Source organism: Streptomyces sp. NRRL F-525, from assembly GCF_000716605.1.
Lineage (GTDB): Bacteria > Actinomycetota > Actinomycetes > Streptomycetales > Streptomycetaceae > Streptomyces.
Genome location: NZ_JNXE01000004.1, coordinates 1 through 25,252, shown reverse-complemented (window position 1 = coordinate 25,252; position 25,252 = coordinate 1). Strand labels below are relative to the sequence as shown.

21 protein-coding genes and 1 pseudogene are annotated in these 25,252 nt (G+C 70.0%); 14 read left to right on the top strand and 8 right to left on the bottom strand.

What is annotated here, in order from left to right:
- Nucleotides 1–126: 126 nt before the first annotated feature.
- On the top strand, nucleotides 127–4,188 hold the full coding sequence (locus OO69_RS07290) for a discoidin domain-containing protein (RefSeq protein WP_033279633.1): 4,062 nt from the start codon (nucleotides 127–129) through the stop codon (nucleotides 4,186–4,188).
- A gap of 11 nt (nucleotides 4,189–4,199) precedes the next feature.
- Here the strand turns inward: OO69_RS07290 and OO69_RS07285 are convergent, their stop codons facing one another.
- Nucleotides 4,200–4,646, bottom strand: a complete 447-nt coding sequence (locus tag OO69_RS07285; RefSeq protein ID WP_033279632.1) for an SRPBCC family protein — start codon at nucleotides 4,644–4,646, stop codon at nucleotides 4,200–4,202.
- Nucleotides 4,647–4,819: 173 nt separating this feature from the next.
- Here OO69_RS07285 and OO69_RS07280 point away from each other — a divergent pair, with 173 nt between their 5' ends.
- Nucleotides 4,820–5,806: an ATP-binding cassette domain-containing protein gene (locus OO69_RS07280; RefSeq protein ID WP_033279631.1), complete on the top strand. Its 987-nt coding sequence runs from the start codon at nucleotides 4,820–4,822 to the stop codon at nucleotides 5,804–5,806.
- On the top strand, nucleotides 5,803–6,588 hold the full coding sequence (locus OO69_RS07275) for an ABC transporter permease (RefSeq protein WP_033279630.1): 786 nt from the start codon (nucleotides 5,803–5,805) through the stop codon (nucleotides 6,586–6,588). The genes OO69_RS07280 and OO69_RS07275 overlap by 4 nt, the downstream gene beginning before the upstream one ends.
- Here OO69_RS07275 and OO69_RS07270 read toward each other — a convergent pair.
- From OO69_RS07270 to OO69_RS07255, 4 genes are all read right to left on the bottom strand, one after another.
- Entirely contained in the window at nucleotides 6,569–9,706 is a 3,138-nt protein-coding gene (locus tag OO69_RS07270) for an ATP-binding protein (RefSeq protein WP_033279629.1), read from the bottom strand. The two genes, OO69_RS07275 and OO69_RS07270, sit on opposite strands and share 20 nt — an antisense overlap.
- Nucleotides 9,707–9,741: 35 nt before the next feature.
- Nucleotides 9,742–11,022 carry an MFS transporter gene (locus OO69_RS07265; protein WP_234444361.1) on the bottom strand — a complete coding sequence of 427 codons (1,281 nt, stop codon included), beginning with the start codon at nucleotides 11,020–11,022 and terminating at the stop codon, nucleotides 9,742–9,744.
- Nucleotides 11,023–11,269: 247 nt separating this feature from the next.
- Nucleotides 11,270–11,851, bottom strand: coding sequence for a LuxR C-terminal-related transcriptional regulator (locus tag OO69_RS07260; protein WP_234444381.1), 582 nt, complete (start codon nucleotides 11,849–11,851; stop codon nucleotides 11,270–11,272).
- 50 nt (nucleotides 11,852–11,901) lie between these two features.
- Nucleotides 11,902–13,164 (bottom strand): sensor histidine kinase, encoded by a 1,263-nt coding sequence (locus OO69_RS07255; protein WP_051800824.1) that lies wholly within the window; start codon nucleotides 13,162–13,164, stop codon nucleotides 11,902–11,904.
- A gap of 133 nt (nucleotides 13,165–13,297) precedes the next feature.
- On the opposite strand from OO69_RS07255, the gene OO69_RS07250 reads away from it, so the two are divergent.
- From OO69_RS07250 to OO69_RS07220, 7 genes and pseudogenes are all read left to right on the top strand, one after another.
- The gene (locus OO69_RS07250; protein WP_158713357.1) at nucleotides 13,298–13,621 is read left to right on the top strand and encodes a hypothetical protein; all 324 of its coding nucleotides are present in this window, start codon (nucleotides 13,298–13,300) and stop codon (nucleotides 13,619–13,621) included.
- A gap of 96 nt (nucleotides 13,622–13,717) precedes the next feature.
- A pseudogene (locus OO69_RS48775) lies at nucleotides 13,718–14,923 on the top strand (IS701 family transposase).
- An 84-nt stretch (nucleotides 14,924–15,007) separates the two neighbouring features.
- On the top strand, nucleotides 15,008–15,547 hold the full coding sequence (locus OO69_RS07240; RefSeq protein WP_158713356.1) for a DUF6368 family protein: 540 nt from the start codon (nucleotides 15,008–15,010) through the stop codon (nucleotides 15,545–15,547).
- A gap of 110 nt (nucleotides 15,548–15,657) precedes the next feature.
- Nucleotides 15,658–16,098 (top strand): MarR family winged helix-turn-helix transcriptional regulator, encoded by a 441-nt coding sequence (locus OO69_RS07235; RefSeq protein ID WP_033279626.1) that lies wholly within the window; start codon nucleotides 15,658–15,660, stop codon nucleotides 16,096–16,098.
- 29 nt (nucleotides 16,099–16,127) lie between these two features.
- On the top strand, nucleotides 16,128–17,885 hold the full coding sequence (locus tag OO69_RS07230; RefSeq protein ID WP_033279625.1) for an MFS transporter: 1,758 nt from the start codon (nucleotides 16,128–16,130) through the stop codon (nucleotides 17,883–17,885).
- A 40-nt stretch (nucleotides 17,886–17,925) separates the two neighbouring features.
- Complete coding sequence (locus tag OO69_RS07225; RefSeq protein ID WP_033279624.1) at nucleotides 17,926–18,492, top strand: cysteine hydrolase; 567 nt, start codon at nucleotides 17,926–17,928, stop codon at nucleotides 18,490–18,492.
- Nucleotides 18,489–19,061 carry a YbhB/YbcL family Raf kinase inhibitor-like protein gene (locus OO69_RS07220; protein WP_033279623.1) on the top strand — a complete coding sequence of 191 codons (573 nt, stop codon included), beginning with the start codon at nucleotides 18,489–18,491 and terminating at the stop codon, nucleotides 19,059–19,061. The genes OO69_RS07225 and OO69_RS07220 overlap by 4 nt, the downstream gene beginning before the upstream one ends.
- A 28-nt stretch (nucleotides 19,062–19,089) precedes the next feature.
- Here the strand turns inward: OO69_RS07220 and OO69_RS07215 are convergent, their stop codons facing one another.
- A complete protein-coding gene (locus OO69_RS07215) occupies nucleotides 19,090–20,136 on the bottom strand; it encodes a LacI family DNA-binding transcriptional regulator (protein ID WP_033279622.1) in 1,047 nt (348 codons plus the stop codon).
- Nucleotides 20,137–20,245: 109 nt separating this feature from the next.
- Between OO69_RS07215 and OO69_RS07210 the strand changes: the two genes are divergently transcribed.
- Genes OO69_RS07210 through OO69_RS07195 form a run of 4 tightly spaced genes read left to right on the top strand, consistent with a single transcriptional unit; the run spans nucleotide 20,246 to nucleotide 24,264 of the window.
- Nucleotides 20,246–21,424, top strand: a complete 1,179-nt coding sequence (locus tag OO69_RS07210; RefSeq protein WP_033279621.1) for a phytanoyl-CoA dioxygenase family protein — start codon at nucleotides 20,246–20,248, stop codon at nucleotides 21,422–21,424.
- A 29-nt stretch (nucleotides 21,425–21,453) separates the two neighbouring features.
- Nucleotides 21,454–22,215 carry an SDR family oxidoreductase gene (locus tag OO69_RS07205; RefSeq protein ID WP_033279620.1) on the top strand — a complete coding sequence of 254 codons (762 nt, stop codon included), beginning with the start codon at nucleotides 21,454–21,456 and terminating at the stop codon, nucleotides 22,213–22,215.
- A gap of 31 nt (nucleotides 22,216–22,246) precedes the next feature.
- Nucleotides 22,247–23,248: a Gfo/Idh/MocA family oxidoreductase gene (locus OO69_RS07200; protein WP_033279619.1), complete on the top strand. Its 1,002-nt coding sequence runs from the start codon at nucleotides 22,247–22,249 to the stop codon at nucleotides 23,246–23,248.
- Nucleotides 23,245–24,264, top strand: coding sequence for a Gfo/Idh/MocA family protein (locus OO69_RS07195; protein ID WP_033279618.1), 1,020 nt, complete (start codon nucleotides 23,245–23,247; stop codon nucleotides 24,262–24,264). The genes OO69_RS07200 and OO69_RS07195 overlap by 4 nt, the downstream gene beginning before the upstream one ends.
- Before the next feature lie 58 nt (nucleotides 24,265–24,322).
- Here OO69_RS07195 and OO69_RS07190 read toward each other — a convergent pair whose 3' ends face one another.
- Nucleotides 24,323–25,156: an ATP-binding cassette domain-containing protein gene (locus OO69_RS07190; protein WP_051800865.1), complete on the bottom strand. Its 834-nt coding sequence runs from the start codon at nucleotides 25,154–25,156 to the stop codon at nucleotides 24,323–24,325.
- Between the two features lie 5 nt (nucleotides 25,157–25,161).
- Nucleotides 25,162–25,252 (bottom strand): sugar ABC transporter permease (locus OO69_RS49990; protein ID WP_078652292.1); only part of this gene is annotated, 91 nt, incomplete at its 5' end.

Sequence of the window (25,252 nt, the reverse complement as noted above, 5' to 3'; positions counted from 1 at the left end):
GAAACCCTGTCAATATTAATTCCTAATTTATTAGAACGCCGCATCAGGGGTTGACACAGCTTCCCTCGCGTCACAGCCTTTGGCAACGTTGTCAGTGCCGCCGACGTTTGATGGGACATCACGCTCATGACAGATCAATCGGGTTCGCCACGCCTGTCGCGCCGCTCCGTCGTCACCACGGGTTCGACCTTGCTGGCGGGGTTCGGCCTCGGACTCTCGTTGCCCACGTCGGCCACCGCGACCTCCTCCCCCGCCACACCCGGCGAACTCGCGCTGCACCGCCCCGTGTCCGTCTCCTCGACGGCCTACGCGCCGACCCCGGGTTCGTTCGTGGTGGACCGGCTCGCCTCGCAGGGGGTGCGCGGAAGCGGATGGCGGGCGGCGGCGGGCGACCCGCAGTGGATCGCGATCGATCTTCAGGCCGCGTGCGAGGTCACGTCGATCCGCCTCACCTTCGAGGCCGACGCGAGCAACCCGGTGTTCACGCCTCCCACCACGGGCAACCCTGCCGACGGCACAACAGGCAAGGAGATCCAGTCCAGTTACTCGGTCGAGTACGTCGTCGAGACATCGACCGACCACACGACCTGGACCAGCGTGTACCGCACCACGGCAGGCACGGGCGGAGTGGTGGACATCCAGCCCGCGCGCCCGGTCACCGCACGCTGGGTACGGCTGACCTCGACCCGCCGCTCCAACCCCAACCCCCTTGGCCTCAACGGGTTCGAGGTCTACGGCACCGTCGCGGGCCACCGGCCGTCGGCCACGGGCTGGACGGACTGGGGCACTCACTCCGGACCGGTACCCAAGCTGACGGTGGCCGAGGACGGCACGGTCCCGGTGGAGTCGGGGTGGCGGCTGACGCTCGACGACTGGGCCGACGCCGACGGCGCGAAGTTGTCGACGGCAGACGTCGACGCAAGCGGTTGGCTGCCTGCAACCGTCCCTGGCACGGTACTTGGCTCACTCGTGGATCAAGGCAAGCTGCCCGATCCCGTGGCCGGACTGAACAACCTCCATATCCCCGAGGCCCTGTCACGTCATTCTTGGTGGTACAGGCGGGAGTTCGAGCCGCCTCGCGGTCTGCGCGCCGGTGCCGGGCGGCGGACCTGGCTGGAGTTCGACGGCATCAACCACACGGCCGACATCTGGCTCAACGGACACCACGTGGGCGGTCTGACCTACCCGTTCGCCCGCTCGGCCCACGACGTGACCGAGCTCCTCGCGACGGGCGGGGCGAACGCGCTCGCCGTGAAGATCACGCCCATGCCGGTCCCCGGAAGCCCCGGTGACAAGGGCCCCGCCGGTGAGTCCTGGGTGGACGCCGGTGCCAACCAGATGAACCTCAACTCCCCCACCTACCTGGCCTCTTCAGGCTGGGACTGGATGCCGGCGGTACGCGACCGGGCCGCCGGCATCTGGAACCACGTCCGGCTGAGAACGACCGGCCAGGTCGTGATCGGCGACCCGCGCGTCGACACCGTGCTGCCGAACCTGCCCCAGGTGTCGGTCGCCGAGCTGACGATCGTCGTACCCGTCCGCAACGCCGACACCGCCGACCACAGGACGACGGTCTCGGCGTCCTTCGACGACGTGCGGGTCAGCAAGGTCGTCACCGTGCCGGCGGGCGGGAGCGTCGACGTCACGTTCGTGCCTGACGCCTTCGGGCAACTGCGGCTGCGGGACCCGGAGTTGTGGTGGCCCAACGGATTGGGTGATGCCGCCCTCCACAAGCTCACGATCACCGCAGCGGTCGACGGTTCCGAGAGCGACCGCCGCACCACCCGGTTCGGCATCCGGCAGTTCGGCTACGCGTACGAGGTGCCGCTGCCGTTCGCCAACTCTGGTGACGCGTATACCCAGTCGGTGACGTTCGACCGGCAACAGGCCCGGTACGTGCGCGTCAAGTGCCTTGCCCGCGCCTCCGGTTGGGGCTACTCCCTGTGGACCCTGGCCGTACGCGACAGCACACGGACCGCCACCGACCTCGCCCTGCACGCACACGCAGACGCGTCGAGCACGGACGGGGACGACCACGCCGCCGCCAACGTGACCGACGGCGACCCCGGCACCCGCTGGTCCTCGGCCTACGAGGACGACCAGTGGATCCGGGTCGACCTGGGGTCCGTGCAGTCCTTCGACGGTGTCGACCTGGTCTGGGAACAGGCGTACGCGAAGGCGTACTTGGTGCAGGTCTCCTCCGACAACGCCACCTGGACCGATGCCGCGTCGGTGGACAACAGCGCGGTTCCGCTGCCCTTCAACAACGGCAACGCGAGCCTGCAAGTGGAGGACTTCGCCGCCCGGACCGCGCGCTACGTTCGTATCAACTGCGGCTTGCGCAACACCAGTTGGGGCAACTCCCTGTGGTCCCTCGGCGTCGTCGACAGCACCGCCCCCGCAACCGACCTGGCCCTGCACCAGAAGACCACCGCGTCCACCGAGGACCCCGACCACCCGGCCGCACACGCCACCGACGGTGATACGAGCACGCGTTGGTCCTCCGAATACGAAGATCACCAGTGGATCCAGGTCGACCTCGGAGACTCAAAACGTTTCGACCGCGTCGCCATCCTCTGGGAGTCGGCCTACCCGAAGACCTATGTGATCCAGGTGTCGGACGACGCGGAGACCTGGGCCGACGTGAAGTCGGTGTCCAACACCCCCGACCCGCTGAAGATCAGCGTGAACGGGGTGCGGGTCCTGGCCCGGGGCGGCAACTGGGGCTGGGACGAGCTGTTGCGCCGGATGCCGCCGGAGCGGATGGACGCGGCCGTACGCATGCACCGCGACATGAACTTCACGATGATCCGCAACTGGGTGGGCACGTCCGACCGGGAGGAGTTCTTCGCCGCCTGCGACGAGCACGGGATCCTGGTGTGGAACGACTTCCCCAACGCGTGGGGCATGGACCCGCCGGACCACGACGCCTTCAACTCGATCGCCCGGGACACCGTCCTGCGCTACCGCATCCACCCCAGCGTGGTCATCTGGTGCGGCGCCAACGAGGGCAACCCGCCCGCCGCCATCGACCAGGGCATGCGCGAGGCCGTGGAGGGACAGGCCCCCGGCATCCTCTACCAGAACAACTCGGCCGGCGGGATCATCACCGGCGGCGGACCGTACGGCTGGGTGGAGCCGGAGAAGTACTTCGACCCAACGACCTACGGCAGCAAAGACTTTGGGTTCCACACGGAGATCGGCATGCCCGTCGTCTCCACCGCCGCCAGCATGCGCAACATGACGGGCGACGAGCCCGAGTGGCCGATCCGCGGCGCCTGGTATTACCACGACTGGAGCGAGCGCGGGAACCAGGCACCGCAGACGTACAAGGCGGCCGTGGAAGCGCGCCTCGGAACGGCCACCGGGCTGGACGACTTCGCGCGCAAGGCCCAGTTCGTGAACTACGAGAACACGCGCGCCATGTTCGAGGCCTGGAACGCGAACCTCTGGGACAACGCCAGCGGTCTGATGCTGTGGATGTCCCATCCCGCGTGGCACAGCACGGTGTGGCAGACCTACGACTACGACTTCGACGTCAACGGCACGTACTACGGCGCCCGTTCGGCCTGTGAGCCCTTGCATGTCCAGGCTGATCCCGAGGGGCGGGTCATCGCGGTCAACCACACGCGCGACGGCCTCAAGAACGCCGTGGTATCAGCCGAGTTGATGGATCTGACGGGGCGTCGGCTCGGCGGGAACAGGAGCGCGCGACTGGACGTGGCGCCGGCCACGACCACGAAGGCGTTCAGCACTGCCTGGACCGACGACCTGCCGGACCTGCATCTCCTCCGCCTGACGCTGACCGGTGGCGACGGCCGGGTGCTGTCGCGCAACACCTACTGGCGCTATCGCACACCGGCGGCCATGCAGGGACTGGGCAAGGCGCCGCGGACGAAGGTCTCCGCGACGCTCGGGCGCGTGTCCCGTTCCGGGACCCGTACCGAACTGACCGCCACCGTCCGCAATCACGGCCCGGCCGTCGCCGCGATGGTCCGGCTCTCGCTGAAGGACGGTACGACCGGCCATCGCGTGCTGCCGACGCTGTACAGCCACAACTACCTGTGGCTGCTGCCCGACGAGTCCCAGACCGTCACCCTGTCCTGGCCGACCCGGGCCCTGACCTCAGGGCGTCCGCTCCTGGAGGTAGAGGCGTACAACAGCCGCCCCGCGACCGCGAGTTCTTAGACTTCGGTCCGTCAGGACGCCTCCACCGCCGTCTTGATGCGTTGCCCGAACGCGGGCGCGTCCTTGCGGGCCGCGCCCAGGGCGAAGCCCACCAGGAGCTTGCCGACGCCGTGGCCTTCGAGGACGTTGAAGATCCGGACCCGGGTCGTGCCGGGTCCGGTGGACTCCAGGTCGTAGCCGCCTTCGACCGCCGTCACGACGTTCTTGGAGGCCTCGGTCCAGCGGATGCGGTGAGGGGCGTCGTATTCGGTGATCCGGAACTTCCGGCCCGTCTTCATTCCGGCGTCCTTGACCGTGCTGGTGAAGACGGTGCCCACGGCCGTCGGGCCCTCGGGAGTCTTGGTGATCTCCTGGACCCGCGGACTGAACTTGGGGTCGTTCGTGCCCTCGGCGAGGAAGGCGAAGACTTCCTCGACGGGGCGGTTGACCTCGGCTGTCGCCTCGAACTGTCCGGCCACGATTCCTCCTGTGCTGCGGTGGGAGTTTTGGCTGGGTGCGCGCTGATGTGCCGAGCACCCTCAGCCTATCGGCGTGGCTCCGTCCGTGCTCCCTGTCGGAGATCTCGCCGGTTCCAGAACCCTGAAACCATCGTGAAACCGAGCTGAATGCGCCCTCCCGCAAGCTCTGCGGCATGACGACAACGACCCACGAACTCGCGATCTCAGCCACCGGGCTGCGCAAGGCCTACGGGGACAAGACAGTGCTCGACGGCATCGACCTGGCCGTCCCGGCCGGTACCGTCTTCTCCCTGCTCGGTCCGAACGGCGCCGGCAAGACCACCGCCGTCAAGATCCTCTCCACGCTCATCACCGCCGACGCCGGCGAGCTGCGGGTCGGCGGTCACGACCTGGCCACCGACGCACAGGCCGTGCGGGCCGCGATCGGTGTCACCGGACAGTTCTCCGCCGTCGACGGGCTGATCACCGGCGAGGAGAACATGCTCCTCATGGCGGACCTGCACCACCTGTCCAAGCAGGAGGGACGGCGGGTCGCCGCCGAGCTGCTGGAGCGCTTCGACCTCGCCGAGGCCGCGAAGAAGCCCGCGTCCACCTACTCCGGCGGTATGAAGCGCCGCCTCGACCTCGCCATGACCCTGGTCGGCAGCCCGCGGATCATCTTCCTCGACGAGCCGACCACCGGCCTGGACCCCCGCAGCCGCCACAACATGTGGGGCATCATCCGGGAGCTGGTCTCCGGCGGTACGACCGTCTTCCTCACCACTCAGTACCTCGACGAGGCCGACGAACTCGCCGACCACATCGCGGTGTTGAACGACGGAAAGCTCGTCGCCGAGGGCAGCGCCGAGGAGTTGAAGCGGCTCGTCCCCGGCGGACACGTGCGGCTGCGCTTCACCGACCCGGACGCCTACCAGTCCGCCGCGACGGCCCTGCGCGAGGTCACCCGGTTCGACGAGACGCTCTCGCTGCAGATCCCCAGCGGCGGCAGCCAGCGCGAACTGCGCGCCATCCTCGACTGGTTGGACGCCGCCGACATCGAGGCGGACGAGCTGACCGTGCACACCCCCGACCTCGACGACGTGTTCTTCGCCCTGACCGGCGGCGCCAAGGTCGCCCACCAGCCCAGCGTGTCCGACCAGCCCAAGGAGAACGTCCGATGAGCACCCTCTCACTCGCCGTCCGCGACTCGTCCACGATGCTGCGCCGCAACCTGCTGCACGTACGGCGCTACCCGTCCCTCACCCTGAACCTGCTGCTCACGCCGATCATGCTGTTGCTGCTCTTCGTCTACATCTTCGGCGATGTGCTGAGCACGGGCATCGGCGGCGCGGACCGTTCCGACTACGTCGCGTACCTCGTCCCGGGCATCCTGATGATGACCATCGGCGGCACCGTGATCGGGACCGCGGTGTCCGTCGCCACCGACATGAACGAGGGCATCATCGCCCGCTTCCGGACCATGGCGATCCACCGCGGTTCCGTGCTCGTCGGGCACGTCGTCGGCAGTGTGATCCAGTGCGTCGCCAGCGTGCTCCTCGTCGGAGCCGTCGCCGTGGCCATCGGTTTCCGGTCCACGGACGCCACGGTGCTGGAGTGGCTGGCGGCCTTCGGACTGCTCGCGCTGTTCTCCCTGGCACTCACCTGGATCGCGGTCGGGATGGGCATGGTCAGCCCGAGCGCCGAGGCGGCCGCCAACAGCGCCCAGCCGCTGATCCTCCTCCCGCTGATCTCCAGCGCGTTCATCCCGGCCGACACCATGCCGGGCTGGTTCCAGCCCATCGCCGAGTACCAGCCGTTCACCCCGGCCATCGAGACCCTGCGCGGCCTGCTGCTCGGCACCGAGATCGGCAACAACTGGTGGATCGCGCTCGCCTGGTGCGTCGGCCTGACCGTGCTCGGCTACCGCTGGTCCACGGCCGCGTTCAACCGCGACCCGAAGTAGTCGCCATGACAGCGCGGGCCGCCTCCCGCAACTCGTCCCGCCCCAGGGCGGCGTACTCCGACACCGCGTCGGTGTACGCCGCCCTGTCGGCGTCCTCGGCCTCCTGCCGGGCGAGGTCCGGCGACATCGTGGGCTGGAACTCCCGCAGCACGCCCAGCCGTTCGGCCAACGCGATCATCCGTACGGCATCGGCCTGGGGTGGTTCGGACGCGAGCCCCACCATGCCGAGGGCGTGCAACATCGTCCCGAGCAAGGGGAGTTCGGAGGGTGAGCCGACCGGTTCGGCGAGCAGCGTCCGCAGCCGCCGACGCAGCCGGTCGACCAACTCCCCCACCAGCGCGAGCCGTCCGGCACGGGCGTGGGCCGTCACCGTCACCGACTGCACCATGAACGCCCACGGGTCGAGCCGGGCCTCGTCGTCGCGCAGCGCGCCGGCCGCGAGCATGCGCTCCACGGCGCCGCGCCACAGGCCGAGTCCGACCTCCGTCAGTCCGCGGGCGAGCGCGATCTCGGCGCGCCCGCCGAGGTCGGGCCGGTAGAAGTCGTCCTCTGGCGGGGTGCTGTCGCTCTCCGCCTGCCGCAGCCAGTACTCCGCCTCGTCCGCGTCACCGCGCTGCAGACAGGCGAGGACGAGGAGCGAACGGATGCCGACGTAGTCGTGCCCGTCACCGAGCCGCGGCAACACCGCGAGGGACGCCTTGAGATGCTCGTACGCCTCCTCGCCCCGCCCGGTCCGCAGGCACAGCTCGCTCAGCCGCGAGTGCACCATGAGCTGCACGGACGGATTGTCAACTCGCGCCAGCCCTACGACAGTTCGACGCGCGGAGACCAGCGCGCGCTCGATGTCGTGCTCGAACTCCCAGACGTAGCAGGCGACACACTCGGCGATACCGGACAGCAACGGCCCCTCGCCGCCTTCGCCTTCGCACAACCTGCGCAGCACGTCGTAGTCGGGCCGGCGTATCTCGGGGATCGCGCTCAGCACGATCGCGGTGGCGCGCATCAACGAGGTCGGCGGGGCCGGCGGCAGCCGCCGGAGGGTGACGAGCTGGCGTACGGCGCGCGGGCCCGTGCCCATGAACACGGTCACCGTGCCCAACACCGCGGCGGTGCGGGCGACTTCGACGTAGGCGGGCGCGGGGTGGTAGTGCGACAGCGCCGGTCCGGTGTCCTCGGTGAGGGCGACGAGGCGGGGGTAGCTGGTGCCGGTGGACCACATACTGGCGAGGACCGCGGTCACGGCGGCGGTCGCGGGGTCGTCCGCACGGGCCAGCGCATGCCGCAGCGCCGCCACGAGGTTGTCCTGCTCGGCCTTGATCCGCTCCCACGCGGCCTGCGAGTCCGACCCGAAGAGCACATCGTGATGCGCGACCCCGAACTCCCGCGCCCAGACAAGGAATTCGTCTACGGCCGCCTCGTCCTCGCCCGCCTCGCTGCGCCGGGCCGCGCTGAACTCCCGTACGGTCTCCAGCATCCGGAACCGCACACCGGCCGGGGTGTCGGCGACGGTGAGCAGCGACTGGTCGGCCAACTGCTCCAGTACGAGCAACGCGTCGTCGCCCAGCACCTGTTCGGCCGCCTCGCCAAAGAAGCCGCCGGGGAAGACGGACAGGGTGCGCAGCGCGGCCCTGGCATCCTCGGCGAGCAGGTTCCAGCTCCACTCGACGACCGCGTGCAGGGTGCGGTGGCGCTCCGGCACGTCGCGCGCCCCGCCGCGCAGCAGGGCGAACCGGTCGCCGAGGCGGCGGGCGATGTCCGGCACCGACAGGACGCGCACCCGCGCCGCCGCCAACTCCACGGCGAGCGGCAGCCCGTCGAGGTGCCGGCACAGTTCGGCCACCGCGTCCGGCGGCAGCTCCACCCCGCTCCGGGCGGCCCGGGCCCGCTGCGTGAACAGCTCGACCGAGACACCGAGACCGAGCTCCGGCAGCGCGTACACCGCCTCCGAGGTGAGGCCGAGCGGAGAGCGGCTGGTGGCGAGCACCCGTAGATCCTTGGACGACGAGACGAGTGCCTGGACGAGGTCGGCGGCGCCCCGGATGATCTGCTCGCAGTTGTCGAGGACCAGCAGCGCGGGCCCGGAGCCGAGCACGCCGAGGATGCCGGACACCGGGTCGCCCGAGGCGGGCCCGTTCATGGCACCGGCGCCGAGCGCGGAGGCTACCTCGGCGGCCACGTCCGCGTCCTCGGTGACACCGGCGAGCGGCACGAAGTACACGACGCGCTGCTCGGCCCGACGGCTGACGGCGTGCGCGAGCCGGGTCTTGCCGAGGCCGCCGGGTCCTACGACGGTGACGGCACGCGAACCGCGCAACAGCCGTTCCACCTCCGCGATGTCCTCGTCCCGCCCGAGCAACGGGTTCGGCTCGTGCGGCACACCGTGCCGGGCCACGGGCGCCTCGCCCCGCAGCAACTCCTGTTGTACGGCCTTGAGTCCGACGCCCGGGTCCGTGCCGAGTTCGTCGCGCAGCTCACGGCGGTACGCCTCGTACCGGGTCAGCGCGGCGGACGGGCCGGCCGTCGCGGCCTCGCCCCGCAACAGCTCACCGAGCACCTCCTCGTCCCGCGGATGCGCCATGGCGGCCGCGGCCAGTGGTCCGGCGGCCTCCGCGTGCCGGCCGAGGCGGGCGAGCGCCAGCGCCTGCGCGCGGACGAGCGTGTCGCGGACGGGGGCACGCTCGGCGCGCAGCGCGGCGACGGGGTCGTCGCTGTCGATGCCCTGGTCGGGGGTGCCTTCCCACAGCGCGAGCCCGGCCTCGGCCTCGGCCAGCGATCCCGCGTGGTCCCCGGCCCTGGCCCGGTCCGCGCAGGCAGCCGCGTGCAGCAGCAGGGCGGAACTGTCGACCTGGTCCTCAGTGAGGGCGAGCCGGTATCCGGTCGGCGTACTGACGATGAGGCCCGCGCCGAGCTGCGCCCGCGCCCTGGACACGAGGACCTGGAGCGCCTTCCCCGGCCGCTCCGGCAACTCGTCCGGCCACAGCCCTTCCACCAGCCGCTCGGTGCTGCAGCCGGTACGCAGGTCGCCCGCGAGCAACGCGAGGAGACCGCGGAGACGGGGCGCGGTGACCTCCTGTCTTCGATGGGCGACACGCGGCAGCAGGGTCAGGTCAACAGTCACCCGTGCAGATTAACCAAGGTCCCGCCACCGCTTCCCTACTCGGCACCAGGTCGGTCACTTGGGAGGGCGTAAAGATCCGTTCCCAGGCGCGCGAGCGGGGACAGCGCTATCACCAGCGGGGACAGCACCATGCCCCCGGCCATCACGAGGAGGCTGGTGCGCAGCCCCCACTCCTGCGCGAGGAACCCGCCGAACAGTGAGCCCAGGGGTGACAACCCCATGCCGGCGAACGTGATCGTCGCGGCCGCACGCCCCTGCAACCCATGCGGCGTCACGGCCTGTCGGACGGCAATGACCGCGACGCTCACCAGCTGTCCGCTGATCCCGAACACGAAGTTGACCGCGAGAAGTACGGGGACCGTCGTCGCGGACGAACCGTGCAGCGCGGGCACACACACGAACGCGCCGTCGCCGAGTGCCGCCGCGACCACGATCACCCGGCCGTATCCGAACCGGCCGGGCAGCCGGGCGGCCAGCAGCGCGCCGACGAGCGCGCCGGGACCGGTCGCCGCGAGCGCCAGGCCCACGGCGGTGCCCGACAGATGCAGTTCCCGTGGGAGAAAGACCAGGTAGACGGTCATCGTCGCGGCGAAGAAGAACTGGAAGGCGGCCGCGGCGAGACACACGGTCCGCAGCAAGGAGTCGCCGACGACGAAACGCAGCCCGTCATGGATCCGCCGCCACACGCGAGGGGGATGTTCCGCGCGCGCCGGGACGGACTCGGTCCGGCGGATCCGCCGGACCGACAGGAACGACAGCGCGAAGAACAACGCGCTGGAGGCGACGGCGATCGGCGCCGACAGCAGGGTGACCAGCGCGCCGCCGAGGGCGGGCCCACCGATCTGAGCGGCGGACCGGCTGCTCTCCAACGCGCTGTTGCCCCGCACCAGCTGATCGTGTGTCACCAGCCGTACGAGCGAGGCTTGGTAGGCTACGTCGAAGAACACGGACAGGACCCCGGCGACGAAGACCAGCACGAACAGGGCGGGCAGGCCGAGCCAGTTGAGCAATCCGGCCACGGCGGCCGCGCCCAGCACCAGGGTCCGCCCGACGTCGGCCATCACCATCACGGTGCGTGTCCGCCATCCGTCCACCCAGGCGCCGACGAGAAGCGAGAGCAGCAGGATCGGCGCCTGCTCCACCGCGCGCAGGACGCCCAGCTGTCCGGCACCGATGTCGAGCGTGAGGACGGCGAAGAGCGGCAGGATCACCAGGCTTGTCTGTTCGCCGAGTTGGGAGACTGTCTGTCCCAACCAGAGCCAGCGGAAGTCATTGTTCGAAGTGGACGGCACGGGAACCCTTTGAGTTGCCGACAACGAGACCCGCGACCCGGCGCGCGAAGGACGCGCCCACGGTTCGAGCGGGGAGGGAAAGGCTCGCTGTGCCGCAGCGACATCAAGGGCGGCACGCGATGACGGGCCGATCTCGGCCTATGCCGTCAACGCGCGCCCGGACGACCGGGCATCTCTGGGCTCCAACTACTGGGCGGTCACTGGCGGTTGGGACAGTAGCTCTTGGGGGCCTCGCGCGAAAGCCAATTGCGGCCCTCGCACCTCGCATTGCTCACCCGGCGCTCAGGAACCGCAGTACCGCCAGCACCCGGCGATGGTCGCTGTCGACCGACGGCAGATCCAGCTTCGTGAAGATGCTGTTGATGTGCTTGGCCACCGCGCTGTCGCTGACGACGAGTTGGCGGGCGATGCCGGAGTTGGAGCGTCCCTCGGCCATCAGGGCCAGTACCTCGTGCTCGCGTGGGGTCAGTCGGTCCAGTGGGCCACTGGACCGCCGTAGGAGAAGCTGGGCCACGACCTCGGGGTCCAGGACGGTGCCGCCCGCCTCGACGCGGCGGAGGGCGTCGATGAAGTCCTCGACGTCGGCGACGCGTTGCTTGAGCAGGTAGCCGACGCCGCCGGTGTTCGCCGTCAACAGGTCGGCGGCGTACCGCTCTTCGACGTACTGGGAGAGCAGCAGGACCGCTGTCGCCGGCCACTCGCGGCGGATGACCAGGGCCGCGCGCACCCCCTCGTCGGACTGGGCGGGTGGCATGCGGACGTCCACGACGGCTATGGCGGGGCGGTGTTCGGCGACGGCGGCGAGGAGGGCGTCGGCGTCACCGGCTTCGGCGGCGACCTCGTAGCCGGCCATCTCCACCACCTTGACCAGGCCGATCCTGAGCAGGACCGAGTCCTCGGCGATCACGGCGAGACGGCGCACGGCAACTCCACGGTGATGACGGTCGGGCCTCCGGCGGGGCTGCTGATCGAGAAAACGCCGTCCACGGAGGCCGCCCGGCGGGCGAGTCCGGCCAGGCCGGAGCCGTGCGCGGGGTCGGCACCGCCGGGACCGTCGTCGGCGACGGTGACCCGGAGCCTACCGTCGCGGATCCCGACGGTGACGTCCGCCCGGGAGGCCTCGGGGGCGTGCTTGGTGATGTTGGCCAGGGCTTCGGAGACGGTGAAGTAGGCGACCGCCTCGACGGTCGGGGCGAGCCGCCGGGGCACGTCGACGCGCAGTCGCACCGGGAGCGGGCCGCGCGCGGCGATGCCGGACAGGGCGGCGTCCAGTCCCCGGTCGTCCAGGACGGCCGGGTGCAGGCCGCGCACCAGGTTGTTCAGCTCGTCGATCGCCTCCTTCGCCTCCCGGTGGGCCTGGTCGATGACCTGCCTGGCCTCGTCGGGCAGGTCGGTGAGTGTGGCTCTGGCGATGCCGAGGTTCACGGCGAGGGAGACCAGACGCTGTTGTGCTCCGTCGTGCAAGTCCCGTTCTATGCGCCTGCGTTCGGCGTCGGCGGCATCCACCGCTCCGGCCCGGCTCTCGGTGAGGTCTTCAACTCGGCGCGTGAGCTGCTCGGTTCGGCTGGGGCCCAACAGGGCCACGGCAGCGCGGGTGTCGAGGCGGACGAGGACGGGGGTGAGCCAGGCAGCGATCAACAGGGCAGCGATTCCGGACACGTTGATGTACACCGCCTCCGTGGAAGTCTCCAGAAACTTCAGCTGGTGCTCCGGCGGCAGACCCCACATCCACACCAGGGCGGTCCCCGCGAAGGCGCCCCAGCCCCACAGCGCGGCGGTGACGGCCGTCCCGCACAACATCGACGGTCCGACCAGCAGGTGATAGGTGACCTGTCGCCAAGTCGCCCCGGCGAGCAGCCAGTTCACCGCTCGACGGAGCGTGGGCCTGCGCTGCGCGACGGGGAGCCGCGGTATGTCGACCCCCGCCAGCGAGGCGAACCTGCGGCGCTGGACGGCGGTCAGCGCCCCGGCGGCATAGACGATCACCAACAGCGGTGCGTAGACGGCCAGTTGGATCTCCAGCACACCATTGGGGTCACGGATGAACAGCCACGGTTCCGTCATCAGCACGAGTGGCAGCAACTGCAGCGGTACGCCGGCGAGGTTGAAGACCGTCGCGCGGCCCACGCGTGCGAACGCGCCGCGCAGCGCGGTGAGAAGGCCCATGAGCACACCGTAGAACGCGCGCGTTCCTGCGGACCATGCAGCTGGCTTCCGCTTCGGGCTGTACCCAGCACCACCCCCAGGTCGGAAATCCACGCTACTGACCTGGGAGTTCATCCCGAGAAGCCTTGTCCGCATGACAACGACACCCTGCTGGACCTGGTCCGCCCGTGTGCTCACGGCCGCCGGACTGGCCCTGATTCCCTGGATCTTCGTGTTGGCGCGGGTGGCCGGCGCCTACCCCGTCGCGTGGGTCGGCCTGGACACGATGGAGGCGATAGGCCTTGTCGGCACGGGCCTGTTACTGGCCCGCTCCGACCGGCGACGGGTCGCCGTGGCCCCGGCCACCGCCGTTCTCCTGACGGTCGACGCCTGGTTCGACGTACTGACCGCGGGCCCCGGAGCGGTCCTCGCGGCGCTTCGCTATCTGGCCTGGTCAGAGGCATCGTCGGGAGTGTAGTTGGCCGTTGGCATGTCAGGGGCGGTCTTTCCGGACCGCCCCTCCAACGAATGACATCGAGAGCTGTCTGCGCGGTGATGAGGGCAGCCTTCCCGCGTGATCGACGACCTTGCCGACGCGGCCTGGGACCGTGAACTCGACGACCTCTTCTTGCGCATCGGCCACCGTTTCGGCCGGGCCGACCTGCGGCGGCGCATGCGTGACTACGTCCGCGCCCTGCTCGGCCCAGTCGGCCGCAAAAACGGCTGGCAACTTGCCGAACACGCAGGCCACCGCACCCCCGACGGTCTGCAACGGCTACTGAACGGAGTCACCTGGAACGTCGACGACGTCCGCGACGATCTGCAGACATACGTCGCCGAAAAACTCGGCGAGGCCGACGGAGTCCTCATCCTCGACGACACCGGCTTCATCAAGAAGGGCACCACCTCCGCGGGCGTGCAGCGCCAGTACTCCGGCACCGCCGGCCGCACCGAGAACTGCCAGATCGGCGTCTTCGCCGCCTACGCCACCACCCGCGCACGCGCCCTGGTGGACCGCGAGTTGTATCTGCCCAAGTCCTGGACGGACGACCGCGAACGCTGCCGCGCCGCCAAAATTCCTGATGAGAGGGGCTTCGCCACCAAACCAGAACTGGCCAGGGCCATGGTGCTGCGCGCACTCGCCTCGCCGCTGCCGATCGCCTGGGTGACCGCGGATGCCGCCTACGGCCAGGAGTGGCGTTTTCGCCGGATGCTGGAAGAAGCCGCGGTCGGCTACGTGCTTGCCGTCCCGTAGTCCCAGCCGGTGCCCCGCTTCGGCCGGATCGACTACCTCTTCGGTCAGGCTCCGGATGAGGCATGGGAGCCACGTTCGTGCGGCGACGGCGCCAAGGGCCCGCGCGTCTATGACTGGGCGGCCATCCAGCTCCCGGTGATCGAGGACTTCGACGGTGAGCGGCCCACCCATCACCGATGGGCACTGGCCCGGCGCAGCATCACCAGACCCGATCAGATCGCCTACTACCTCGCATACGCGCCGGTGGGCACCGACATCGACCGGCTCGTGCGCGTTGCCGGACGCCGCTGGGCGATCGAGGAATGCTTCCAGGCCGCGAAGAACGAGTGCGGCCTGGACCAGTACGAAGTCCGCCGCTACGTCGGCTGGATGAGGCACATCACCCTGGCCATGCTCGCGCATGCCTTTCTCGCGGCTACGGCGGCAAAGGGGGATGCAGAAACGGTTCCACCATGGTTTCGCTCACCGTGGCAGAAGTCCGCCGGCTCCTGGCAACTGGCGGCGGTCCGGAAAGACCGCCCCTGACATGCCAACGGCCAACTACACTCCCGACGATGCCTCTGACCAGGCCAGATAGCGAACCGCTGCTGGAGTACTAGGATCCCCAGCATGCCCGGTCCAACGTTGGTGATCGAGTTGGCGAAGCCGCTCTCCCAGGGTGCGTTGCGGGAGTTCCGAGCACTGCTGATCGGGCTCTCGTCCCGCTTCGACGAGGAGCGACCCGGGTTCTTCGACATCGAAGTGCACACAGAACGGCTAGGCATCGAAGACAAGCGAGCGGAGGACCGGCGCCGGCCCTTCCTGGTCTACCTGATGGGGCCGGGTGCCGGCGACGAGACCACCTTCGAGGCCGAGCACGCGGACGAGCCCGAGGTGGAGGCCCTCCTCGGCTTCCGGCCGACCCACGCCGTCAATGTCAGCGCCGGCCGCAACGGCGAGATCGACCACGTGGCCACGGCCCTGCTGACCGCCGCCGTCATGGACGTCATCGGGGGCGTGGCCAACGCCGAACTGCTGGACGGGCAGGCGTCGTTCGTTGCCGGCCTTCCGGGGGTCCTGGGGATCGTGGACGACGACCAGATAGCACTGGGGTCGGCGGAGTTCCTGCGGGCCTGGGTCGGACACCCCGCCTTCCGGCTGGTCAAGTAGCCCCACTGGATGCGCGCCCGTTCGCGGCGTCGTACAGCATCGCGCCCCCTCCCCCGGGCGCCGCGACACCGCGAATTCACTAAGGCAGGTTGATAAAGTAGCCTTAGCTTATGAACGACGACCTGGACCCCGAGGCGGTCGCCTCAGCCCTGCTGGCGGGTATCGGTGTGCTCGTGCGCCGGGCCCGGCAAGTGCCGGTCGAGGGCGGGCTGACGATGCCCGAGCGGAGTGCCCTGTCGCGGCTGGATCGCGCGGGCCCCACCACCTCGTCCGCGCTGGCCCGCGAGGCGCAGATCACCGCGCAGGCCATGGGGGCGACGCTCAACGCGCTGCGGACCCGTGGCCTGGTCGAGCGCCGTCCCGATCCGGAGGACGGCCGGCGTGTGGTGCTGACGGTGACCGACGCGGGCCGGCAGGCGCTGAAGGACAAGCGCAACGGGCGGGTCGAACTCCTCGCCCGGGCCCTGACCGGCGGGGCGTTCACCCCGAAAGAGCTGGAGCAACTCGCGGCGGCGGCACCGCTGTTGGAGCGCCTGGCCCAGAACATCTGACGGCGACGGAGCCAGGAGGAAGCTGACCGATGACAGACCCTTCCAAGACGCGCGCCCCGCGCCACCCGACCGCCGACGACCGGTACAAGTGGACCGCGCTGACGAACACGACCGCCGCGGTCTTCATGTCCGCGCTGGACGGCTCCATCGTGCTGATCGCCCTGCCTGCGATCTTCCGGGGCATCCACCTCGACCCGCTCGCACCGGGCAACATCGCGTATCTGTTGTGGATGATCATGGGATACCGGCTGGTCCAGGCCGTGTTGGTGGTCACGGTGGGGCGGCTCGGCGACATGTACGGCCGGGTCCGGATCTACAACTCCGGGTTCGCGGTCTTCACCGTCGCCTCGGTCCTGCTGTCCTTCGACCCCTTCGACGGCGGTCACGGAGCGATGTGGCTGATCGGCTGGCGGCTGCTTCAGGCCGTCGGCGGCTCGATGCTGACCGCGAACTCGGCCGCGATCCTGACCGACGCGTTCCCCGAGGAACAGCGCGGCTTCGCCCTGGGCATCAATCAAGTCGCCGCCCTGGGGGGCATGTTCATCGGTCTGGTCGCCGGCGGTCTGCTGTCGGCCTGGGACTGGCGGGCGGTGTTCTGGGTCAACGTGCCCATCGGGGTGTTCTTCACCGTGTGGGCCTACCGCACCCTGCGCGAGACCGCCAAGCGCGACGGCGGCCGCATCGACTGGTGGGGCAACATCACCTTCGCCGTGGGCCTCAGCGCCACCCTGATAGCGGTCACCGCCGGCCTCCAGCCCTACGACGGGCACACCATGGGCTGGACCAACCCCCTGGTCGACGCCCTGATCGCCGGCGGACTGCTCCTCCTGGCGGCGTTCGTCGTCATCGAGAGACGCGTCTCCGCGCCGATGATCCAGCTGAGCCTCTTCCGCCAACGGGCCTTCACCTTCGGCAACTTGGCGGGCCTGGCCATCTCGATCGGCCGGGGCGGGATGCAGTTCGTGCTGATCATCTGGCTGCAGGGCATCTGGCTCCCGCTGCACGGCTACGACTACGGCGACACCCCGCTGTGGGCCGGCATCTTCATGCTCCCGCTGACAGCGGGCTTCCTCGCGGCCGGCCCGGTCTCCGGGTATCTGTCGGACCGGCTCGGTTCGCGGGGGCTGGCCACCGGCGGCGCGGCGCTGTTCGGCGCGAGCTTCCTGGGCCTGATGTGCCTGCCGATCGACTTCAGTTACTGGATCTTCGCGCTGCTGATCGCGCTCAACGGGATAGCCAGCGGGATGTTCGCCTCCCCCAACTCCTCCTCGATCATGGGCAGTGTGCCCGCGGGGCTGCGCGGTGTCGCCTCCGGCATGCGCGCCACCTTCCAGAACTCCGGCACCGCCGTCTCCATCGGCGTCTTCTTCTCCCTGATGATCGCCGGGCTGGCCAGGAGCCTCCCGGGCACCCTCACCGCAGGGCTTCAACAGCAGGGCGTACCGGCCCACTTGGCCGCGCAGGTCGGCGGGCTGCCCCCGGTCTCGTCCCTGTTCGCGGCGCAGCTGGGCGTCAACCCGATCCAGCATCTGCTCCAGCCCAGCGGAGTGCTGCCCCATCTGACGGCGGCGCAGCAACACACCCTGACCGGCAGCGAGTTCTTCCCGAGCCTGATATCCGGGCCCTTCCACTCGGGCCTGGTCATCGTGTTCGCCTTCGGCGCCACCCTCGCGTTCCTCGCCGCGATCGCCTCCCTGCTGCGCGGCGCCGGCACCGGCCCCACGGCCAGGACCCCGCGACCGCGCAAGGCCGCCACCGGCAACGCCCTTTCACGACCGGACAAGTGACATCCAAGGCACCAAAGACACCGCAGGAGATCCAACTCCCATGCCACTCACAACGATCGACCCCATCGCCGCGCTCGTCGTGGTCGACCTGCAGAAGGGCATCGTCTCGGCCCTCACCGACGCCCAGGTCACGGCCTCCGTCAAGCAGGCGACCCACTTGGCCACCGAGTTCCGGCGCCACGGTCTGCCCGTGATCCTGGTCAACGTCACCGGCCGCGCCCCGGGCCGTACCGACACCGGACGATCCGCCAACAGCGCGGCCCCGCCCGCCGGTTGGGCCGACCTCATCGACGAACTCGACGTACGGCCGACCGACCGTCTGATCACCAAGCGGCGGCGCAGCGCGTTCCACGACACCGGACTCGACACGCTCCTACGGGACTTGGGCGTCACGCAGGTCGTGCTCACCGGCATCGCGACCAGCTCGGGCGTCGAGTCGACGGCGCGCTCGGCCTCCGACCACGGCTACCACGTCGTCCTGGTCACCGACGCGATGGGCGATCCCGACCCCGAGGCCCATCGCCACAGCGTCGAGCGCGTCTTCCCCAAGCTCGGCGAGACCGCGACCACCGCCGAGGTCGTCGACATGGTGGAGGCGACGCGATGAGCCTGCTCGGCCGACTCCTGAAGAACCGCAAAGCAGGCGACACCCACATGGCGTGGAACCTGCCCAACCTCCAAGGCCCCGAGCAACTGACGCTCACCAGCGAGGACTTCGACGACGGCGACACCATGCCGCTGAAGCAGTGCGCGAAGCAGATCGGCGGCGCCGACCTCTCGCCCCGGCTGGCCTGGACCCCACTCCCGCCCGGCACCGCGCAACTCCTCCTGGTCGTCGAGGACATCGACGTCCCGATCTCCAAACCGGCGGTGCACTGCCTCGCGTTGATCGACCCGGCGGCCGGACACCTGGAGGCCGGCGCGCTGTCGTACCGACAGCCCGGCCCCGGCGTGCGGGTGCTCCGCTCCACCATCGGACGCGGCTACCACGGTCCCGCGCCCATCAAGGGCCACGGCCCGCACCGCTACGTCTTCCAGCTGTTCGCCCTCTCGGCCGCCGTGGACAGCGCCTCCGGCACGACGCCGGTGGACCGGGCACGCCCCCGCGCCCTCCTGCCCACGATCACCGCACCCGTCCTCGGCCGGGGCCGGCTGACCGGCGTCTACGAGCGCTGACCCCAACACCCCTCCGTGTGCGCCGAGTTCAGTCGACGACCGGTACGGACGGTGCCCCCGGCGGCATGTTGAACGGGGTGACCACCTGGATCGCCGAGGGCAGTGTCGGGCCGTCGTCAGGGAGGGCCTTGTGGGCGCGCATGACGATCTGGCAGGCGCGCCGCATGTCCTGGCGCAGGTCGTGGTGGAGGACCGCGGACAGGCGGCGCTCGCGCAGCAGCCGGGTGTTGTCGTGGTCCAGGTCGTGGGCGATGAACACCGCGCACTCCCGGCCCAGCGCGTCGAAGGCGTCGAGGGTGGCGAGGTTGCCGCCGCCCGCCGAGTACACGGCGATGATCTCCTCGTCCCGTTTCAGCGCCTCCAGGACCAGTTCGTGCTGGGTGGCGTCCAGGCCGTCGCTGTCGGTGACCTCCACCAGGGACCGCCTTGGGTCGGCGAGGCGCATCGCGCTGCGGAAGCCCATCTCGCGCTCCTCCTCGCCCCGGAAGGAGCCCCGGCTGATGGTGGTCAGCACATTGCCGGGCCGCCTGCCCAGCCACTGTCCGAGGAGGTAGGCGGCGGTGGCGCCGGCCGCGCGGTTGTCGATGCCGACGTAGGCCAGGCGTGCGCTGTGGGGCAGGTCGGTCACCAGGGTGACGACGGGGATTCCGGCCGCGATCAGCCGCCCGACGGCGGCGGCGATCTCCGGTTCGTCGGGGGCCTTGAGGATCACGCCCTGCGAGCCGCGCCTCGCGATCCCGTCCAGCGTCGCGGTCAGTTCGGCGGGCGGGCAGGTCTCGCGGAAGTGGAAGCGTGAGCGCACGAGGGCGGGGTGCAGGGAGGGCAGTTCGGCTTCGAGCGCGTCCCGTACGGCGGTGGAGAACCGCTCCGGCGTCTGCATCACGATGTCCATCATGAAGGTGCGGCCGCCGAGCCGGACCTGGCTCTGCTGGCGGTCCAGGTCCTTGATGGCTTCCTGCACCTCCCTGATGGTGCTCTCCGTGACATTGCCCCGCTGGTTGAGGACACGGTCGACAGTGGCCGTGCTCAGCCCGGCCTGACGGGCGATTTCCCTGATCGGGTACCGGTGACGCATGAGTGATCCCCCAGACCGATGATGCACTTTTGATGTGGCGAGAGGCATTGAATGATGGGTTTGTTTTATCAAGACTGGCAGAAACGCACTGACAGCGAAAGGGACCCGGATGTCTCCCATCACCGCAAGGACGCGGACTTGGCTGACCGAGGCGGACTGCGATCTCGACGCGTTCCGCTCACTCGTGGAGCAGCGCACCGACATCGCCGACCATCCCTCGGCCGAGCGCGTCGAGCAGAACGTCCCGCTCTACGACAGCGCCCGGCTCCGTGCTCTCGCGGCCACCGCCGAGGGCCGCCGGGACGTGCAGAGCGAGCTGGTGGGGGCGCTGCTCGACGGGCCCGGCATCGTGGTCCTCAAGGGCGCCTTCCCGGACGAGGCCGTCGTGGACCGGGCGTCCGAAGCCTTCCGCGCGCTGATCGAGGAGGAGCGCGCGAGCGGCGCGGCCCGCGGCGACCACTTCGCCAAGCCCGGCGCGAACGACCGCGTGTGGAACGCCCTGGACAAGATCGCCGTACGGGCGCCCGAGGCGTTCGCCGACTACTACGCCAACGACATCCTGGAGCTGATCTCGGAGGCCTGGCTCGGCCCCGCCTACCAGGTCACCTCGCAGCTCAACGTGGTCAACCCGGGTGGCGCGGCGCAGAGCGTGCACCGGGACTACCACCTCGGTTTCCTCTCCCAGGAGCAGGCCGCGGCCTACCCCGCGCACGTCCACCGGCTCTCGCCGGTGCTGACCCTCCAGGGCGCGGTGGCCCACGTCGACATGCCCGTCGAGTCCGGCCCGACGCTCTATCTGCCGCACTCGCAGAAGTTCGAGCCCGGCTATCTCGCCTGGCGGCTCCCGCAGTTCGTCGAGTACTTCGAGACGCACCACGTGCAGCTGCCGCTGGAGAAGGGCGACGCGGTCTTCTTCAACCCGGCGCTCTTCCACGCCGCCGGCCACAACCGCTCGGCCGACATCAAGCGCATGGCCAACCTGCTGCAGATCTCCTCCGCCTTCGGCCGGGCGATGGAAACGGTGGACCGCGAGGCGATGTCGAACGCCCTGTTCCCGGTGCTGCTGAGCCGCAAGGCCGAGGGCGTCTCCGAGGACTGGCTGCGCCGGGTGATCGCCGCCACCGCCGAGGGCTACCCCTTCCCCACCAACCTCGACCTCGACCCGCCGGTCGAGGGACTCGCCCCGCCCTCGCAGGCGGACACCCTCCGCCAGGCCGTCACGGAGGAGTGGGACGCGGAGCGGCTGCGCCACGAACTGCAGGCCGCCACCAAGCGCCGCCAGAGCTGAACCGAAGCCGAAAAGGACACATCACACTCATGGGACTGCTTGAGGACAGAGTCGTCCTCGTCAACGGAGGCAGCCAGGGCGTCGGCGCCGGTGTCGTACGGGCGGCCGTAGGTGAGGGCGCGACCGTCGTCTTCACCGGCCGCCGCGCGGACGTGGGCGAGAAACTCGCCGCGGACACCGGCACCCGCTTCGTGCGGGCCGACCTCTCCGATCCGGCGCAGGCACGCGACAGCGTCGTACAGACCGTGGACGCCTACGGCCGCGTCGACTGCCTCGTCAACGCGGCGGGGCTGACGTCACGCGGCTCGTTGCTGGACACCACGCCGGAGCTGTTCGACCAGCACATGGCGATCAACCTGAAGGCACCGTTCTTCGCGATGCAGGCCGCGGTCGCCGACATGACCTCCCGCTCGGCACCCGGCACGATCGTCAACATCGGCTCCAACTGCGCCCACGGCGGCCCCCCTTACCTCGCGCCGTACTCCACGGCCAAGGCCGGCCTCGCGGGCCTGACCCGCAACGCCGCCCACGCCCACCGCTTCGACCGGATCCGCATCAACACCGTCAACATCGGCTGGACGGCGACCGAGGGCGAGGACGCCATTCAGCGGACCTTCCACGGTGCCGGGGACGACTGGCGGGAGCGGGCCGCTCAGGCGCAGCCGATGGGCAAGCTCGGGCAGGTCGACGAGATCGCCGAGTTCGTGGTGTTCCTGCTCTCCGACCGCAGCGGCGTGGTGACCGGCTCGGTCGTCGACTGGGACCAGAACGTCTTCGGCGGCCAGGACTGAGCCGCACGCCGGCAGAAGGAGCACGTCTCTCATGCGCATAGGCATCATGGGACTGGGCCGCATCGGCGCCTTCCACACCGAGACCCTCGCCGGGCTCGGCGCCGTGGACTCCCTGGTGGTCACCGACCCGGTGGCCACCGCCGTCGCCACCGCCACCGAACGCTTCGGGGCCGTCCCCGCCGACTCCCCCGAGGCCCTGCTCGCGGCGGGAGTCGACGGTGTGGTGATCGCCGCCGCGACCGACGCACACCCCGAACTGATCCGCGCCGCCGTGCGGGCTGGCATCCCCGTGTTCTGCGAGAAGCCCGTGGCCCGCGGTGTCGAGGAGAGCCTGGAGGTGCTGCGCGCGGTGGAGGGCAGCGGTGTCGAGGTGCACATCGGCTACAACCGGCGCTTCGACGCGGGCTGCGTCGCCGCGCGCCGGGCCGTGGCGAGCGGTGAACTCGGCGACCTGCACACCGTACGGTCCACCACCCTCGACCCCGCCCCGCCGCCGGCCGCCTATGTGGCCGTCTCCGGCGGCATCTTCCGCGACTGCGCCGTGCACGACTTCGACATCGTGCGCTGGGTGACCGGCCGCGAGGTGGTCGAGGTCTACGCGACGGGCGGCAACCGCGGTGCGGACCACATCCGTGCCGCGGGTGACGTCGACACCGCGTCCAGCCTGCTCACCCTGGACGACGGCACCATCGCCGTCGTCTCCAACTCCCGCCACAACGCCCGCGGTCACGACGTACGCCTCGAAGTGCACGGCATGAAGGACAGCGTCGCGGTCGGCCTGGAGGACAAGCTGCCGCTACGGTCCGTGGAGCCGGGCACGACCTTCCCGGCCGGTACTCCGCACACCTTCTTCATGGACCGGTTCGCCGACGCCTACCGCGCCGAACTCACCGCGTTCACCGAGGTGGTGGCCGGTACCCGTACCTCCCCGTGCACGGTCGCCGACGCCGTAGAGGCGAGCTGGATCGCCGAGGCGTGCACCCTGTCCCTGCACGAACACCGTCCCGTACGACTCGAAGAGGTGCGCAAGTGACGACGGACGAACCCCTGCGGATCGGCGTCCTGGGCGCCGCACGGATCGCCGAACTGTCGATCGTGGGGCCGGCACGGGCGACCGGTCACCGCCTCGTCGCGGTGGCCGCCCGCGACCGCGCCCGCGCCGAGGCCTTCGCCGCCGAGCACGGTGTGGAGCGGGTGGTCGGTTCCTACGCCGACCTCGTCGCCGACCCGGAGGTCGAGGTCGTATACAACCCGTTGGCCAACAGCCTGCACGGGCCGTGGAACCTGGCCGCCCTCCGGGCCGGCAAGCACGTCCTCACCGAGAAGCCGTCCGCGAGCAACGCGACGGAGGCGGCCGAGGTCCACAAGGCCGTGGCCGAGGCGGGCACGGTGTTCATGGAGGGCTTCCACTACCTGTTCCACCCGGTCGTCCTGCGTCTCCACGAGCTGCTGGACAGCGGGGAGTTGGGCGATCTCCGGCACGTCGACACCATGGTCGCGATGCCCGCGCCCCCGGACAGCGACGTACGGTGGTCGCTCCCCCTGGCGGGCGGCGCGCTGATGGACCTCGGGTGCTACAGCCTGCACGCCCAGCGCATGCTCGCCCCCTGGGCGGGCGGAGCACCACGACTGGTCAGCGCACGCGGCGGCGAGAAGACCGGCGCACCGGGGATCGACGCGTGGCTGGACGCGGACCTGGAGTTCCCGGGCGGCACCACGGGCAGCGCCCGCTGCCACATGGCCCACGACACCTGGCAGATGAGCTGCCACGTCGTGGGCTCACGCGGCGAGGCCACGGTGATGAACTTCGTGCAGCCCCACCTGGACGACCGTGTCGTCGTGCGTACGGCGGCCGGTGAGCGCACGGAGGAGATGGGCCGCCGGTCGTCGTACACCTACCAACTGGAGGCCTTCGCCGCCCACTTGAGGCGCGGGGAGCCACTGGTGCTGGACGCCGATGACGCGCTGACCACGATGCGGCTCATCGACGACTGCTATCGGGCGGCGGGGTTCCCGGTCCGGCCGAGCACGGTGCTTCCCGAGGCCTGAGGAGAGACAGCGGTTGGGGGCGGTACCGCACCGGTACCGCCCCCAACCGCTGTGCAGATCAGCCGACTTTGAGCGCTGCCTCCTCGGGGAGCTTCTCGACGTCGAGGCCACGGACTTGCGACAACTCGTGCTTGAGTGCGGCGAGTTCGGTGCCGCCTGCCATGTGGTTGGTGAGCTCTTCGAGGGTGATCTCGCTGCGTTCGGCGGAGAGTTCCATGGTGCCGAGGCGCAGGACGCTGAAGTGGTCGCCGACCATGTAGGCGTGGTGCGGGTTATGGGTGATGAAGATGACGCCGAGGCCGCGTTCGCGGGCTGCGGCGACGTACTTCAGCACGACACCGGACTGCTTGACGCCCAGCGCGGCAGTCGGCTCGTCCAGGATGAGGACGCGGGCGCCGAAGTAGACGGCGCGGGCGATGGCCACACACTGGCGCTGGCCACCCGACAGGGTGCCGATGGGCTGGTCCAGGTTGTCCAGGACGATGCCCATGTTGCGCAGCTCTTCGTCCGCGGTCTTCTTCATCCGCTCGATGTCGAGACGACGGAACGGCCAGGAGCCCTTGGTCATCTCGGAGCCGAGGAAGAAGTTCCGCCACACCGGCATCAACGGCACGACGGCCAAGTCCTGGTAGACCGTCGCGATGCCCTTGTCGAGTGCCTGGCGCGGGGTGGTGAAGTGGACGGGATCGCCGTCGACGAGGAACTCGCCCTCCGTGTGCTGGTGCAGGCCGGAGATGATTTTGATCAGCGTGGACTTGCCCGCACCGTTGTCGCCCAGCACGCAGGTGACCTGGCCCGGGCGGACCGCGAGGTCCACGCCGTGCAGGGCGCGGACGTTGCCGTAGGACTTGCCCGTGCCGCGGAGTTGGACGATGGATTGACTGTTCGTCATGAAGGTCACCTCCGGGTCGCGGTGCGCTGGACCCACAGATTGATGAGGACGGCGCCCAGGAGCATCACGCCGAGGAACGCCTTGAACCAGTCGGGG